Source organism: Terrabacter sp. Root181 (genome assembly GCF_001428505.1).
Taxonomy (GTDB): domain Bacteria; phylum Actinomycetota; class Actinomycetes; order Actinomycetales; family Dermatophilaceae; genus Terrabacter.
The window spans coordinates 34,919-49,768 of the sequence record NZ_LMHU01000011.1 but is presented as its reverse complement, the minus strand read 5'-3'; the positions used below and the strand labels follow the sequence as shown (position 1 = coordinate 49,768).

The window sequence follows — 14,850 nt, the reverse complement described above, 5'->3', positions numbered from 1 at the left end:
ACGGCGCTCGGCCCGTCCGCCCTGTCAGCCGGCGCGGTTCCCGCGATCGAAGTCGTCGAGGAAGCACCGGACCACGGCCAGGCTCTCATCGACGCCTGAGCACGTCTGCTAGACGGGCAGACTCGTCCGGCTGACGTCAAGCCGGCTGACGATCGTGAGGATCATGCCAGTTGAGTCCTTGGTGACACGCACGATGCACACCCCGCGTGGTTCGAGGCTCGGCCCCATGCAGCCACCATGACGGGCCGCCCGTCACCGGCGCGTGACAGCCGCGATCTCCGTCCGGGGCGCCTTCCACATGGGCTCGTGGGCGCAACGCTGCGGTGACGGTGCACGGAAACAATTCTGGCGTTCGCTCTTGAGGAGGGCCCATGTCAACACAACCGGAAACTGAGAGCTCCGCGAACGGCCAGGCGAATGGAGGCGCAGCTGCGGCAGTGCCGCCTTCCCAGCCGGACCCCTCCGTCGCGAATGACGCTGAGGAAGCGCCGTGCACCGACTGCCTGCCGCGCAGTCCGAAGGACGATCGCGCCTTCACGCGATGCGGATGCAATGCCTGCGACACCGAGTCGGTCGAGATGCACTGCCAGTCGGAAGGCGACAAGGCCAGAGCCAAGTACGCCGACGAGCACAAAGATGCTCCGGCTCCGCAGTCGTACGAGTCGGCCCGACTCGCCTACGGGCAAGCTCGCTACAAGGTCATTCCCGTCGTCGAGGACCTCAGGGACCAGCTCAACGACGCCAAGCATGAGATCCGATGCCACGTCGACGATCGCGACACGATCGAGCGTCTCCAGCGGTCGTGGCAGAGGGTTCACAGACGACTTCGGCGCTGCCGCGTTCAATGCTGCTGTGTGGAGTCGACGTTCGACGTCGAGCTGCATGATTGCGGGGTCGACGATCTCGAGGCGCAGGTGGCGCGATTCGGCTATCTGACGTCTGTGGCTGACGATTGCTTCGCCAGGCTCGCCCTCGAGCCCGATCTGCTCCAGGCCAGGGTCGCCGCCGCTCGCGAGGAGATCTACGCGATCCTCGCGGTGGTCCTCCCGAGCAAGGTGCCCACTCCAGCGCCGGCGCCGCCCACCAAGCCAGCGGTCGCGAGTGACACGGAGGAGTCGGCGGCCGGCGCCGCAGAGTCACCGTCCGGCACGGGCTCGACTGCGATGGCCATGCCGGTCGTCGAGACGGCGGACCCCGGTCCGGTCGACTACATCCGGCTCTACGCGCGGGCGCTCGTCGCCGAGTGGCACCTTGACGACGTGTGGGCGGGTTTCGGGGACGTCGCAACATACGTCTCATGTCTCTGCCGGGCCATGAAGGTCTCCATGGCCGGGCATCGGGCGATCGCCACGCTGGACGGCGAACTGCGAGTTCGCGAAGCTCGGTGGGAGGAGCGGAACGCCTGTTGTCGTCGAATTCGAGACAACGCGGTGGACGAGATCATCCAGGGCTATGTGCGCCAAGTTCCCGGCACGGACCCGGATGTCGACGACGTCTGCGGGTGTGACTGCCAGGACTGCCGGGATGGCGACCATCGGCACCATGGCGGGGGCCGTACGGAAGACGGTCGGGCTCGGCGCTATGAAGACGAGCCGCGCGACGACGACGAGGACGACGAGGACGACGAGGACGACGAGGACGACGAGGACGACGAGGACGACGAGGACGACGAGGACGACGAGGAGCTGGAGGACGAGCAGGACGACGACCGATACGAGCGCCGGCCAGCCAGGCGCCGCCCGGAGGATGACCGTGACGAGCGCTCGTCGCGTCGCGAGGGCAGCGACCGCGGGTCCGAACGCTACGACGGTCCCCCGCGCCGGGGTAGTTCGTCCGGAGTGTCCCGACGCAGCACGTCCCGGTGAACCCGTCAGTGGAGACGTAGGAGGACCCAGTGCCCGATCAGTGCGTGGGCACGAGGCATTTGATCCTGCCCGGGGGCCGTTCGGTCATCGGGCAGGATTCGTCCGTCCGTCCTGTCTCGCGCCGGCGGACTCGAGGAGGGCCCGCAAGGGCTCGGAGGGTTCGATTCCCAGGGCGTCGCCCAGCAGCTCGATGTAGGCGTGGTACTGGCGTCGGGCCTCACACACGTTGCCTTCGCGTAAGTAGGCGGCGATGAGGGTGCGCTGGGCGGTCTCCCGTAACGGCTCTGCGGCCACGGCCGCGAGTCCGGCGTCTATGGCCGGACCCGGCCGGCCGGCGAGACTTAGCTCGTGGCACATCGCCTCCAGCGCGTGAATGCGAAGCTGGTGCGTTCTCTCGCGCTCGAGCAGGATCCAATCTTCGTCCCAGTCAGGCAGAAGCTCACCATCCAGATCGACCGGATCGACGTCCTCCGCCGACATGCCCGTATCATCATCCAGCAACTGCCGGCACTGAGTCACCAGATCATTTAGGTCGACACTCACATGAGGCGCTAGCGCGAGCATTGCCCCATGCACTTCAACGCAGTCCCCCAAGGTCTGCCGTGTCCGCCACAAGGTCGTACGTAGACTGGCGGCAGCTCGGCTCTCAGTGCTGTACGTCCAGAGGGTCGCGGCAAGATTGCGCCGATGCTGTGGCCGGACGCGAATGGCCAGCAACGCGACCAGGCGTTCGGCATGCGCCGGTAGCACCACTAGCTCTCCTTCTAGGCGCATTTCGAAACCGCGCAGCAACCTCAGGCTGGCGGCCGCCCTCTTGCCTTTCGGGGACATCAGTTCTCCCGCGGGCTTGTCAGGGTGCAGGCCATTCTTGCCGGTAGGGCAAGTCTCGTGTTCGGCTGGGCCGCTGCACGTTCCCATCCGGCGACCCGTGCACAGCCCCACGCCAGCGCCTTGCGGTGACCACGAAGCAGTGACGGTAGGCGCATATCGTGCTGCGATGAGCCATGGAACTGTCGATGGACCGCGGGGGGTCGACAGCGATTCCCTCGTGATTGTAATCAGTGCGTGGTCCGACGACGACGGAATCCGCGCACGCGTGACGCGCGATCGCCCGAGCATGCCGACGACGCAGGTCTGCAGGTCCGTGGATGACGTCGTGGACATCGTCAGGACATCTTTCGGCGAGTGGCGTCAGCGACGGAAGGGGAGCGCACCTGAATGACTTACGCGAATCGGAAGCGATTTGTCCATGCATGTATTGTTCTGTAGACAATGTCGAATAGACCATCTTGAGTCCCTTTTGACCGATTTGATCGTCGAGCGGAGAGGGTCGCGACTAATCATCCTTCTGAGCGCGGCTCTCAGGTCTCTTTAGCGGTAGGCGCACTCAAAGGCGATTCCGATCCAGCCGAAAACGCGTGTCCGAGTCGTGTCAGGTTCAGCATCCAAGGATTACGGAAAATGCTCGACCCCTAGAGCATGGGGGTTCGTCGACGAGTCGACGGGCAGTTTGCGCACTTCTTTACGCTCTCTTGAATCTCCAGCCCGAGCTTGGGCTCTCGGCGCGCAACGGCACAGCCAGCCGAGACCCTTGAGACCAGGTGTGATACCGCCCACCCAACCGAGGTTCCTGTCGGCGGCATGAGACTGCGTTTCGGCCGGCGCGGCCGGAGTCTGTCCCACGAAGATGGACTCGTGGATGACTTGGTGGGTCGAAGGCTCGTCGCGGTCGAGCGGCCGTCCTAGGTGTATCCGGTCAGGACGTTGGTGACAGTCGGCTCGTTGGTGGGAGGCCCTCGAGTGCGGTGTGGCGCCGTCGAGTGTTGTAGTGCTCGAGCCAGGGTGCAAGTGCGGCGGCTCGTTCGGCGTTGCTGGTGAACACCTGCCGGCAGGCCCACTCGCTGGCCAGGGTCCGGTTGAACCGTTCGACCTTCCCGTTCTGCCACGGGCAGTGCGGCTTGATGAACTTCTGCCGCGCGCCGGCCGCGGCCACGACCTCACGGAAAGCGCGGCTTCGTGGCGGTAGGCGAAAGCGTTGTCGGTCATGACCCGCTCGATGCGGGGGATGCCGTGCTCGGCGAAGTAGGCGATGGCCCGGGTCAGGAACGCGGCGCAGGTTATGGCGGTCTCGTCCGGGTGGATCTCGCTGTAGGCCAGGCGGCAGTGGTCATCGACCATCGAGTGGACGTAGTCGTAGCCGATCCGGGGGCGTTTGCGTTTCGCGGCGTTGGTGGCGGCGCGGCCGTGGGCCTTCCACCCGCCGCCGTCCGGGATCCGTCCGATCTTCTTGACGTCGACGTGGACCAGCTCGCCGGGACGCTCGCGTTCGTAGCGGACCGCAGTGCTGCGACTCGATCGGATCACCGCGCCGGTGAGCGGGTCGCAGTGGCGCAGGTATGGCACGTGGTGGAGGCGCAGGACCCGGCCCGCGGTCCGGGGCGCGAGCCCGAGCTCGGGTCCGAGCCAGTCCTGTCCGCGCCGGTGTTCGCACCGGGCCGCGACCACGGCGGCCTCCACCGCGGCTGGAGTGCGGGTTGGGCTGGCGTGCGGTCGTGAGGACCGGTCGGCCAGCCCGGCCTCGCCCTCTGCATCGAACCGGGCCACCCACCGGTGGGCGCACTGTCTGGAGATGCCCATCGCCTTCGCGGCGTGGGCCACGGCCCAGCCCTGCCGTCGGACCCGGTCGACCAGCAGTCGGCGGCCATGGACATTCAGACGGGCGTTAGCGTGGGACACGAGAACCTCCGGGCGGTGCGGGACGTAGACACTCCCCACCCCACCCGGAGGTTCTCCTCGTCGTCAACGCCTGACTGTCACCAACGTCCTGGCTGAGTACACCTAGGTGGAGATGACCGGGCCGAGCAATGCACGCGTTGGGCCCGTTCACAGGCACTTCGACGGAGGTCGGGGCACATTCCTCGGCGGGGAGTGAGATTGGACACTCTGCGTCCTGCCTACCCGAGCCGGCGGCGAATCCGTGGCTCTTGCCCTACCGCTGCGAGATCGAGGGCAGCAGGTGTGCGATACGAGACGCCACGGATGAGTCGCCGTTCCAAGGTTTCCGAGGGGCTCGCTTGGACGCATGGGCGTCCTTTCCGGAACGCGTTGGGTGAACAGCTGGGCATGACCTTAGGGTTCGACCGCGGCCCGTGTAGTCGGTGGCGGTGCCCTGGGGGTCGGCGTCGGTGAAGGTCGCACTGTTGCCGGTGAAGGCCTGCGGTGAGACCGGCGGTACCGCCGCAGCAGCGGTCAGGGGCGCGTCGGCGACGGTGGCCGTGCTCGTCGAGCTGCTGGGGATTCCCTCGTGGTCCACGTTGGTGGTGACGGTGAAGCTGCCCTCCTCGGCGTACGTGTGGTCGCCTGAGACGGTGAGGGTGCTGCCCTCCAGCGTGATGGCGGCGCTCGAGGCGCTGCCGTCACCCCAGTCGATCGTTGCCGTGTAGTTGTGTTTGCCACGACCAAGGACTCGCTCAACGCGATGGTCGACCGGGCCGAGAAGGTCGCCGCCGGCCATAGGCCGGTCAAGAAGGATCGGTTCGTGAAGATCGAGGGCGCCACCAAGGGCGTGGTCTGGGAGCGGCGAGCTCGGCAGCTCGCCGGGCTGAAGTGCGACGTGACAGACATCGACCCGCAGAAGGTGAGCGTGTCCGGCGGGTGATGGGCGGATACCACGACCTGTGGCAGGTCGAGAAGAGCCTCCGAATGGCCAAGTCCGACCTGCCGCCAGGCCGATCTTCCATCACCGGCAGGACTGCATCGAGGCGCACCTGACCATCGTGTTCGCCGCTTTCGCCGTCAGCCGATACCTCCAGGAGGCGACCGGGCTATCGATCAAGAAGCTCATCAACACGCTGCGCGCGGTCCGCTCGGCCCACCATAGCCCCCGGTGGGAGACGCTCGCCCTCGAACCCGCGGTCCGCTTTGGGCGCGAGACATCCTCGCCGCCTTCACCGAAAATGGTCAATAGGCCCATTGGCACGAGTGAGGTCCTGACTAGTCGCAGGTCCCGACGACCTCGACCTCTGTCACGTCCCTCAGACGCAGCACCGTCTGCTGCTTGCCGCCCCGCTCGGCGGTGTCGAGCACGATCTCCCCACTCGCCGATTCGACAGGCGCGCCGCAGAAGACCTGACTTCCGACATGGACGTTGAGCAGGGGGTCGGCAGTCGAGGCAGCGTCGACCCATGTCACGCCGATGGCGGCAGCGAGCAGGACGAGCCCGGCGAAGAACGACCACCGGGCGCGAGTGAGTTGCTTGACGCCGGCGCGCACCTGCTCTTCTGACCAGGACCGCAACTCTGGTCCGGAGAGAAGGATCGCGTCACCCGGCACTCCGAAAGCCGCTTCCATCGCGCTCCACGCGCCCAGCAGGAGGAACGCAAGCGCTCCCGCAACTAGCAAGCCGGTCGCAATGCGAGCCCAGGGGCTGAGGTCAGCAACCGTCTCCGTGCCCTTGACGATAAGGACCACCGTCACGATGGCCGTTAGCCCCGCCAAGCCATTCCGCCACTGCTCGGCGGTGGCGCGCAGGTCGCGCAACTGGCGAAGGCGGAGATCCTGGCCCAGCTGTGCCCATCGTTTATCGCTGATGCTCGGCCGAGGCAGAGCTCGCTTCTCCGGCCGGGGGCCCTGTGCGTCGGGGTCCGCCATCAGCTCTCCTGGTCGTACCAGTACGCGCCGCATCCGGACTCGCCGCTCTCTGCAGGCCGATCCGGGTGAACATAGCCGCATCCGCAGATTACCGTCACGGGCAAGGAAGCACCCGGGGCGCCAGATGTGGTCTGCGTCTTCGTTCCGACGCCACCTGGCAGCCCCACTTCGATGCGGAAGCTCGTCTCGTGATGGCAACGCGGGCACGGGCCGTCGACGGTCACCGATCGGTCCGGGGCCTCGATGCGATCGGTCCGGTGCCAGCCGGGCATGCCGATCTCGGCCCAAGGGATCTCGGGCACCTCAGCCTCACTTTCGGAAACGAGCAAGTGGTAGTAGTTTGCACATTGAGTTCGGGACTGGCAAGAGCGGCGAGAGAATGGCGAACCAGAACGTTTTCGTCGACGGACATGCGCTATTGATCGGGGTTGGTGGCAACCTCCCGGTCACTGTTGACGACGCCACGGCGATGCGTGAAATCCTGGTGGACCCGGTACGAGGTGCCTACCCATCGGGCCAGGCGCGACTCTTGACAGAGGGGCAGTCGACCCGGGACGGAATCATTTCCGGCCTCGAAACTCTCGCGAATAGTGCCGACGAGGATTCGATGGTGGTCCTCTACTACTCGGGCCATGGCTGTAAGGTGCAGGAAGGCAGGAGCGAACAGTTCTTTCTGGTCCCGCACGGATTCGACCTTGCCCGTCCTCATGAGACCGGGGTCTCCGACCATGAGTTGACTGCGCTCATCGAGGCGATCCATGCTAGACGGCTCCTCGTCTTGCTTGACTGCTGCTTCGCTGCGGGTCTGCCCACCGCCAAGGCTGATGGCGCCCAGACCATCACCAAGGCAGCTATGCCGCCTGAGCTGCACTTGGTCCTCTCGCAGGGCACTGGTCGGGTCATCGTCGCATCGTCGCGTGATGACGAGATGTCCTATGTCGGCAATACCTTCAGCACCTTTACCGAGTGCGTCCTCGAGGCGTTCGCCGGACGGGGCGCACACTCGGCCGACGGCTTCGCGCGGATTCTCGACGTGCTGGCCTACGTCCTGGGACAGGTGCCGAAGCGCGCTGGTGCACTGGGCGGCGTCCAACACCCGTTCGTCAACCGAATCGACGGCCTCGACGAGAACTTTCCGGTCTGCTACTACGCGGGTGGCTCCAAGGCCATCCCCGGTGGCGGGTCGCCGGTCGCGTCTCCGCTGCCGATGCCGCACTGGCAGAAGGCCGACCTGGCGGCACGGCGCCAGACGCTGCAGGCCAACCTCCAGGTCTTCGGTCTCCAGATCGACGCACTGCGCAACGCGCAGGTGATCGAGAACGACCCCCTGACCCGGTTCAAGTACGACCAGCAGTTGCTGGAACGCATGGCCCTGCACAGCCAGGCGGCCACCGATATCGAGACCATCGATGCCTTGCTGGGCGGCGGCAGTGATGACTGAGGTCGCCGTCGTCTCTTCTGGGAGCGCCCTTCTCGAAAGTCTGGCACTTATCCGCCGCAAGATCGACGCGGTGCAGCGGGCGTTGGCACTCACCACGGACCCTGTGAGATCTGTGGAATTTCAGAAGCAGCTGGCCGACCTAGATCGCGAAAGCGCGGACATCCAACGTCAGTTGAATGCTGAGCCCGGCCAACGCCTCGGCACCGCGCTGCTGCGGCTCGACTACACCGTCCAGGTGCAGACGTTCGTCAAGCACGTCGTGGCAGGCGATCCGGTCGCGGTCCGCATCGTGCCCGCGCCGGGCATACCCGGCCCCGTTCAAATCGCCGTCCGCCTCTTGCTGAAGCGTTTTCTCGGAAGCCATCAGGTGGCGCCGTCAGCCCCCATCCGGATGGGGTTCGGATCTCCCGTCCTTAGCTCCTCACCCGATGCGTTCTGGCGTGAGCTCGGCCACTCCATGGCGCTGCCGCACAGCGCATCCCGGGACCAGGTGGCCGACCAGGTCGTCACCAGGCTGGCCAACCAGCACGTCGTGATCATCATGTCCGACCTCGACCGGATCAACGTGGACGAGTGCTTGGCCCAGTTGTGGCAGCCACTGGTCGCGGCGGTCCGAGCCGCGACGCCTGAGCACAAGCTAGTCCTGCTCCTGGTCGACTTCCGACCCGCGACGCCGGTCGTACTCCCGGCTAGCCTTGGCGTGCTGGTGGACGTGGAGGTCGACGGTTTCCCGGCCGACATCGTCGAGGCGTGGTTGACCGAGTCCATCGACCACCTGCCCGACCACTTGGTGGTGGGCGACATGCAGGAGATCGCGGGCTCGGTGGTCGGTGAGGAGATGAGCCCCGACGACGTCCTGTGGGCCATCTATGACCTGTGGCAGTGTCACGGATGGGAGTTGGAGAGATGGCTGGAGGCATGACACCGCTCCGCTACGACCGCAAACGGGTCAGGCGACCGCCACCCGGACGCAGCGTCCCCCTGGCGCCGTACCTCCCGAGCAAGGCCCTGGTCGAGGTGGTCAACCTGGCGATCTACCTGGAGCGCCCCCTGTTGATCAAGGGCGAGCCGGGGGCTGGCAAGACGCGGCTCGCCGAGGCCGTGGCGGCTCGGCTGCGACTGCCGTTGGAGATCTGGTCGGTCAAATCGACGAGCCGTGCGCGCGACGGTCTCTACACCTACGACACCATCGGCCGGCTCCGTGATGCCAACCTAGGGCAGCAAGGAGTCGGAGAAGGTGTTGCCCGAGCCGCCGATGCCGCGAATTACGTCCGTTGGGGACCGCTCGGACGCGCATTCCGCGATGACTCGCGGACCGTGCTCCTCATCGACGAGATCGACAAGGCCGACATCGACTTCCCGAACGACTTGCTGCTCGAGCTGGACGAGCGCAGGTTCACCATCGATGAGCTGGAAGACAGGGAGGAACGTGAGGTCATCGCCAGGCACCCACCTATCGTCATCGTGACGAGCAACGACGAGAAGGACCTGCCCGACGCCTTCCTGCGCCGCTGCATCTTCCACTACATCGAGTTCCCGGACCCCGATGAGCTCATCCGCATCGTCAGCGCCCACTTCCCAACGGCTCCAACATCCCTGGTTCGGGCGGCGGTTGAGCGGTTCGAGAAGCTTCGCTCCGATATGGTGCGTGACAAGGGCGAGGCAGGCAAACGCGTCAGCACCAGCGAGCTGGTCGACTGGTTCCGCGTGCTCAGCAGCCACCCCACCGACGAGGCTCTGAGCAAGCTCGACGGCCAGTTGCCCTATCCCGCCGTGCTGCTGAAGGCCCTCGAGGACCACCGGCGGTACGTCAGCCAGCCAGCATGACAATCACCCTCTCCCCACCGGCGCGACCACGGGCGTCGTGGCTCCTCGACGTCTTTCTCTCGCTCCGAGATGCTGGGCTCCCGCTCGGCATCGACGAGTACCGCCTCGCGCTCCGTGCCCTACAGGCGGGGTTCGGTCTGCCGGACGCCGCTGCCCTGCGACGGCTGCTGTCGGCGCTGTGGATCAAGGACGTCGAGGAGCAACGCGTCTTCGACCTGCACTTCGACCGGGTGATGGGGTCAGGCACGGCGGCCGACGCGGCGGCTTCGGACACGGGTGAGTCGGCGGGTCAGTCCCCCCCGGTCGAGTCGACGCGCCGCTCGTTGCCCGGACTGGAAGATTTAGGCACGTCCGCGCCGGCCACCGCGGCAGAGATCCCCGCGGCGATCGACGACGAGGTGCAGGCGGCACGCGCGGTGCTGTCCGCTGTGACGACCGCGGGGGAACCGCGGCCCACGGGACCGACCAGCGACTACGTACCGGTCACCAAGCGTCAGATGAAGCAGAGTTGGCGCTCCTTCCGCCACGCTGCGCGCTCAGGGCCTATGGTCGAGCTGGACGTCGAGGCCACCGTGCGCCTGGTCGGAGACACCGGCGTGCTCGTCGAGCCCGTTAAGGTCGCGCGCCGTGTGAACCTCGCGCGCCTGCTGGTGCTGGTCGACGACGGCGGTTCCATGGTGCCGTTCCGCGGGATCGCGGACCGGCTCATCGAGACCGCCCGCCGCGGCGGACGGTTCGGACAGTCCGGCGTCTTCTACTTCCACAACTGCCCCGGCGTGCACCTCTACACGGACAGTCATCGTCAGTGGGCTGTGCCGTTCGACGAAGCGATCGCGCCGTGGGTCAGCGACCGCACCGGGGTCCTCTTCTTCAGCGACGGCGGCGCGGCGCGCGGTGGCCGATCACTCGAGCGGTTCGGCGAGACCGTCTCGTCTCTCACCCGGCTGCGCCAGCGCATCGACAGGATCGCGTGGATCAACCCTATGCCGAAAGAGCGCTGGAGGGGCACCACCGCCGCCGACATCGCCACCCAGGTGGCGATGTTCGAGCTAAGTCGTGGCGGGTTCCGCGACGCGGTGCTCTCGCTCCGAGGGAGGGTCAACCCGCGGTGACCAGTCCCGACGAACGTGCGACGGAGCGAAGGATCACATCGTTCGTGCGACGTTTCGGTGAGCCGCATTTGGCGTTGGCCTCACACTGCGCGATCCCTCTGGCGTTGACGCCCGACCTCGCCTACCGCATCTGGGGAACGTTCCCACACGATGTTGACGGCCAGCCGATCGGTGCGCCCTGGGTAGCCGTGCCAGATCTCCTGCTCTCCCCCCTATGCGAGCAGATCAGCGAGGAGCTCTATGCGATGTCCGCAGGAGTTCGCCAGCGCCTCATCGATCAGTTGGTGGCCGACCCTCGCTTCGGTGCCGAGCGCGCCGCACAGGTCGCCCGGTTGCTGAGCCAGCATGTGCGCCCCGCCCTAGACAGCGAGGATGTCGACTCAAGGAGCTACGCCCAGGCGCAGGTGTGGGCAGCCGAGGCACAGGTCGCGCCAGCGCGAGCGGCGGCGGACCTGGCGCTGGCCATCGACGGCGCCGCGCGTGCTGACCGTCACGAAGTGCTGCGGCTGGTGTCGGTCGTCGATCACCTGAGCAAACCGCTCGAGCAGCAGCCGGACCTGCTCACCTTCGCGCGCGCCCATGGTGCCGCGGCGCGCGGAGACGTACAGAAGGCAGAGGCGGCCCTGAACACGCTGGTCGATGACCACGGGCGTCTCACCGTCGCTGGGGTGACCGTCAGCGCGCCCGCCTCGGTGCAGGTGTCGTCGCCGCCTCGCACCGACGAGCCGCTGCCCTGGCGGGTCGGCCGCCGGGTGGCGATCGCGGTCGGCGCCAACGGCTGGGGAGGTGGCGCGCAGCTCCTTTACTGTGAGCGCGATGCTTGGAGCATCCACGACGTCCTGACCAAGGTCGGCTATGACGTCGACGTGCTCGTCCAAAGTGCCGCCACGGGACCTGAGATGAGGGCCAGGCTGGACAGGGCAAGAGGCCTCTCGCCGGACGACGTCGTGGTCTTCTACTACAGCGGGCACGGGACTCGCAAGGGCGGCGAGCTCCTCCTTGCACTCAACGACTTCGAGAAGCCCGAAGACATGGTGCCCCTCACCACGATCGAGGACGTCCTGGTGAGCGGCGGCGCCGGCCGGATCGTGCTTCTGCTCGACACCTCGGGCGGCCAGATCGAGGTGAACTCCGTCAATGCGGGCGCCTCACTCGCAAACCTCCGCAGCAGCTCATCGGTCAGCCTCCTGATGCCCGAAGTGAGCTACGAGTCCAGCACCAGTGAGCAGGGAACGTTCACGGTCCACCTCGTTAACGGCATCGAGGGGGCGGCCGATGCGAACCGCGACGGCGTCGTCACGGTCGAGGAGTTGGTCCAGTTCCTCACTTCGGAGATGAATAAGAGCGACTTGCACGGCTCTGGCTCGGAGAAGCTTCTCTTCGTCTTATCAGGTGAGCCGTTCGCCTTCGTCGATCGGCGTCCACGCACGCCGCGGACGCCATCGTTCACCATCCGCGTCGGTAAGCTGCGCGAGCTTATGGGCAACGTGGCTCGAACGCCGTACAAGCGCACGCCGGTCGATCTCGGCCTCGACGCGCGGGAGGTGGCAAGCCTCGAGGACCAATTGCGCGGCCTCGCCGTCGAAGGCGCGCGCTTGCACGAAGAACTGGCCGCGGAGGGTCGCCTGATCGAACAGGTCACTCCCTATCGGTCGACCAGGATCGAGCTCGGCCCGAGCACGCCCTTGATTCCACTCCAAACCGCGTACAGGCGACGCATTGGCATTGGCCCAACCAAGTTGTGCTCCGAGGTGAGGCAGGCGCTTCACGACGGCATTCCGATCGAGGCGACACCCTGCTTCGAGGGGCATTGCCCGAGTCTCGACGACGAGACGGTCGTGTGTCCCAGCGGCTTTTTGGGCCTGTCCGACGTGACAACCATGAGCGTCGGTCCGCTCCGTCCGCGAATGATGATGGTCTTCGGCGCTCCTCAGCGTCTGGTGTGGGTCGACGGCAAGATGGATCCCACCCAGGCGACCGATCCAGACGTCCTCTCCGGCAGCATTACCGAGCTCATCGCCCGGATCCAAGGGACTTCGCCACACGTGGTATGGCTGCACGACGTCATGCCGCACTCGTCCTTGCGCGCGCTGGGCGAGAGTGAGATAACTGAGCCGCCATCCCTGCTGGCGGTGGACCAGGCCGGAGGCGTGCGCAGCGACCGAGCACCAGAGAAGCTGCTGGAGGAGGTCTCCCAATTGGCCCGCCACGGGCTGCTCTACAGCGAGGTTCCAGTCGAGTTCACCCTGGCAGCCGAGGTGCGACGCCTGGTGCTCGATCAGTACCTTCAGGGCGCGCGCGCGGATAGCGCCCTCCGATACGCCAGGATGCAGCTGCTCCGACGGGGCCACGCGGCAGGACTGGCGTACGGGCTAATCGGCGCGCCTTCTCTGTCGATCTCACAGCCGCCGTAGGCCAATCGGCACAAGACCGCGATGTTGGGTCGATTGGCCCGGTCCGCCTCTGACATCTGCTGCTTGGGGACGCCGAGCGCCGCCGGTTGTGGCAGCAACGATGTGCGCCATCTCAGCGAAGTCGATGTCGCCATCGTCGAGGAACAGGAACTCCGGCATTCCGGTCGCTGATTCTGCCCGAGCTCGGCAAGAGACGCCGGCAGCCTGCCCGACTGTCCCGTTCCGGGCGTGATGGAGGCTCTCATTCCACTGAAGGATGAGAGACATGGCGGCACCGAGGAATTACCCAGAGAAGCTTCGGATGTGGGCGATCAGGATCGCTGTCGATCTGCGGCGTGACCGGGACACGAAGTCGGGTGCGCTCCGGCGGGTCGGCGAGCAGCTCGGGAGCAAGCCGGAGACGTTGCGCAATTGGGTCCATCAGGCCGAGGTCGACGAGTGCCACCGCCCGGGCGTGAGCACGACGGAGGCGATGCGGATCGCCGAGCTTGAGCGTGAGGTCAAGGAGCCGCGCACGGCGAACGAGATCCTGCGGACGGCGTCCGCGTTTTTCGCCACGGGCGGCGGCGGCCAGGTGCGCGTGGAGCTGCTCGGCACGGCGGGTTGGGGTAGCGCTGGCCGTGTAGCCAGGACTGCAGGCGGGCCGGGCTGAGCCAGTCGACCTTGGTCTGGGTCGGGAAGCGGTTGAGGAACGCCAGCGTGATCGGTGAGTCGATGTCGCGGAACAGTCCGATCGCTTTCCCGACTTGTCCGTGACCTCCCACCAGTAGTTCTGGGGGGAGTCACCGTGCCGGACGATCCTGGAGAACGCGCCCTCGACCAAGGGCCGGAACGTCCGTTCTGTGACGCGATCTCCGCCGACGAGCGCGCCGGCCACGGGAACCAGACGGGCGCCGTTGAGCAGGTAGGACTCGCTCTCCTTCGTTGGGTTGTATCGAGGCGCGCCAAAACGGGTATCGACGGACACCAGCCCGACCGACAGGTCCCATCCCTGGCCAACCCAGCTCGAACCGTTTCCCGAGGAGTATGTGACGTTCAGGTCGGGCTGCATGCCCAGCCGTCCCTTTGGCACCTCGATCGGATACGACAGCGCTGCGTCGCCATTGACGTCGCCGACGGCGGCTCTACCAGGCTCACACCTGCAGCTGGGCTCGCGGGTTCCATGCCCGCCAAAGTGTTCGGCTCCTCGGCGAAGACGCTCGGGTGATCAGGTGGCGTAACGGCCGACTTCGCAAGGCTCGCCGCCAGACCCACCGGCGTCAGAGCCGCCGGCGCGGCCATCGTCACCACAACCGATAAGGCCAAGATTCCTACGAATGCGGACCCACGACGCCGACGCCCCATAAAGGCAACCCGTGCAGGCATGATGCAGCCGCCTCCGCCGCCGCGAAGGCGGTCGTACTCAACGCGAAGCTGCCAGGCCCCGAGGAGTCACCATTGAGAGAGAGACTCACCATGGCATTGTCCAGACGAAAACTCTGCTCCGGCTGAGCGGGTCTGCGCAGGCGGTCGTCAGTAAGTACGTATTTATGCGTACGTGG

General features: G+C 66.4%; 11 protein-coding genes and 3 pseudogenes. 9 read left to right on the top strand and 5 right to left on the bottom strand.

The window, feature by feature from the left end:
- Positions 1 to 371: 371 nt before the first annotated feature.
- A complete protein-coding gene (locus tag ASD90_RS21765; RefSeq protein WP_157623257.1) occupies positions 372 to 1,865 on the top strand; it encodes a hypothetical protein in 1,494 nt (497 codons plus the stop codon).
- An 84-nt stretch (positions 1,866 to 1,949) separates the two neighbouring features.
- Here ASD90_RS21765 and ASD90_RS21760 read toward each other — a convergent pair whose 3' ends face one another.
- Both ASD90_RS21760 and ASD90_RS23235 read right to left on the bottom strand, forming a co-directional pair.
- A complete protein-coding gene (locus tag ASD90_RS21760; protein ID WP_056761309.1) occupies positions 1,950 to 2,696 on the bottom strand; it encodes a BTAD domain-containing putative transcriptional regulator in 747 nt (248 codons plus the stop codon).
- Between the two features lie 925 nt (positions 2,697 to 3,621).
- A pseudogene (locus ASD90_RS23235) lies at positions 3,622 to 4,601 on the bottom strand (IS481 family transposase).
- A gap of 449 nt (positions 4,602 to 5,050) precedes the next feature.
- On the opposite strand from ASD90_RS23235, the gene ASD90_RS21750 reads away from it, so the two are divergent.
- Together ASD90_RS21750 and ASD90_RS21745 are read left to right on the top strand one after the other, a co-directional pair.
- Complete coding sequence (locus ASD90_RS21750; protein WP_157623256.1) at positions 5,051 to 5,308, top strand: hypothetical protein; 258 nt, start codon at positions 5,051 to 5,053, stop codon at positions 5,306 to 5,308.
- A gap of 2 nt (positions 5,309 to 5,310) precedes the next feature.
- Complete coding sequence (locus ASD90_RS21745; RefSeq protein ID WP_056761299.1) at positions 5,311 to 5,523, top strand: hypothetical protein; 213 nt, start codon at positions 5,311 to 5,313, stop codon at positions 5,521 to 5,523.
- Positions 5,524 to 5,858: 335 nt separating this feature from the next.
- Here the strand turns inward: ASD90_RS21745 and ASD90_RS23880 are convergent, their stop codons facing one another.
- Entirely contained in the window at positions 5,859 to 6,515 is a 657-nt protein-coding gene (locus ASD90_RS23880) for a hypothetical protein (RefSeq protein WP_056761292.1), read from the bottom strand.
- Entirely contained in the window at positions 6,515 to 6,817 is a 303-nt protein-coding gene (locus ASD90_RS23875; protein ID WP_162260241.1) for a hypothetical protein, read from the bottom strand. Before ASD90_RS23875 ends, ASD90_RS23880 begins: the two co-directional genes overlap by 1 nt.
- A gap of 77 nt (positions 6,818 to 6,894) precedes the next feature.
- Here ASD90_RS23875 and ASD90_RS23870 point away from each other — a divergent pair, with 77 nt between their 5' ends.
- The 6 genes and pseudogenes from ASD90_RS23870 to ASD90_RS24485 form a co-directional block, all read left to right on the top strand.
- Positions 6,895 to 7,956 (top strand): caspase family protein, encoded by a 1,062-nt coding sequence (locus ASD90_RS23870; protein WP_162260240.1) that lies wholly within the window; start codon positions 6,895 to 6,897, stop codon positions 7,954 to 7,956.
- Positions 7,949 to 8,878 (top strand): hypothetical protein, encoded by a 930-nt coding sequence (locus ASD90_RS21725; RefSeq protein ID WP_056761286.1) that lies wholly within the window; start codon positions 7,949 to 7,951, stop codon positions 8,876 to 8,878. Before ASD90_RS23870 ends, ASD90_RS21725 begins: the two co-directional genes overlap by 8 nt.
- Complete coding sequence (locus ASD90_RS21720) at positions 8,875 to 9,783, top strand: MoxR family ATPase (protein ID WP_200958676.1); 909 nt, start codon at positions 8,875 to 8,877, stop codon at positions 9,781 to 9,783. The genes ASD90_RS21725 and ASD90_RS21720 overlap by 4 nt, the downstream gene beginning before the upstream one ends.
- Positions 9,780 to 10,895, top strand: a complete 1,116-nt coding sequence (locus ASD90_RS21715; RefSeq protein ID WP_056761282.1) for a hypothetical protein — start codon at positions 9,780 to 9,782, stop codon at positions 10,893 to 10,895. The genes ASD90_RS21720 and ASD90_RS21715 overlap by 4 nt, the downstream gene beginning before the upstream one ends.
- Entirely contained in the window at positions 10,892 to 13,309 is a 2,418-nt protein-coding gene (locus ASD90_RS21710) for a caspase family protein (protein ID WP_157623255.1), read from the top strand. The genes ASD90_RS21715 and ASD90_RS21710 overlap by 4 nt, the downstream gene beginning before the upstream one ends.
- A 385-nt stretch (positions 13,310 to 13,694) precedes the next feature.
- A pseudogene (locus ASD90_RS24485) lies at positions 13,695 to 13,874 on the top strand (transposase); the annotation flags it as partial.
- A 180-nt stretch (positions 13,875 to 14,054) separates the two neighbouring features.
- On the opposite strand, the pseudogene ASD90_RS24800 reads toward ASD90_RS24485, so the two are convergent.
- A pseudogene (locus ASD90_RS24800) lies at positions 14,055 to 14,405 on the bottom strand (SpvB/TcaC N-terminal domain-containing protein); the annotation flags it as partial.
- Positions 14,406 to 14,850 lie beyond the last annotated feature (445 nt).

Coding starts and splice junctions, on each gene's coding strand:
- ASD90_RS21715 (WP_056761282.1), top strand. CDS start 9,780: ATGACAATCACCCTCTCCCCACCGGCGCGACCACGGGCGTCGTGGCTC.
- ASD90_RS23870 (WP_162260240.1), top strand. CDS start 6,895: ATGGCGAACCAGAACGTTTTCGTCGACGGACATGCGCTATTGATCGGG.
- ASD90_RS21720 (WP_200958676.1), top strand. CDS start 8,875: ATGACACCGCTCCGCTACGACCGCAAACGGGTCAGGCGACCGCCACCC.
- ASD90_RS23880 (WP_056761292.1), bottom strand. CDS start 6,515: ATGGCGGACCCCGACGCACAGGGCCCCCGGCCGGAGAAGCGAGCTCTG.
- ASD90_RS21765 (WP_157623257.1), top strand. CDS start 372: ATGTCAACACAACCGGAAACTGAGAGCTCCGCGAACGGCCAGGCGAAT.
- ASD90_RS21725 (WP_056761286.1), top strand. CDS start 7,949: ATGACTGAGGTCGCCGTCGTCTCTTCTGGGAGCGCCCTTCTCGAAAGT.
- ASD90_RS21760 (WP_056761309.1), bottom strand. CDS start 2,696: ATGTCCCCGAAAGGCAAGAGGGCGGCCGCCAGCCTGAGGTTGCTGCGC.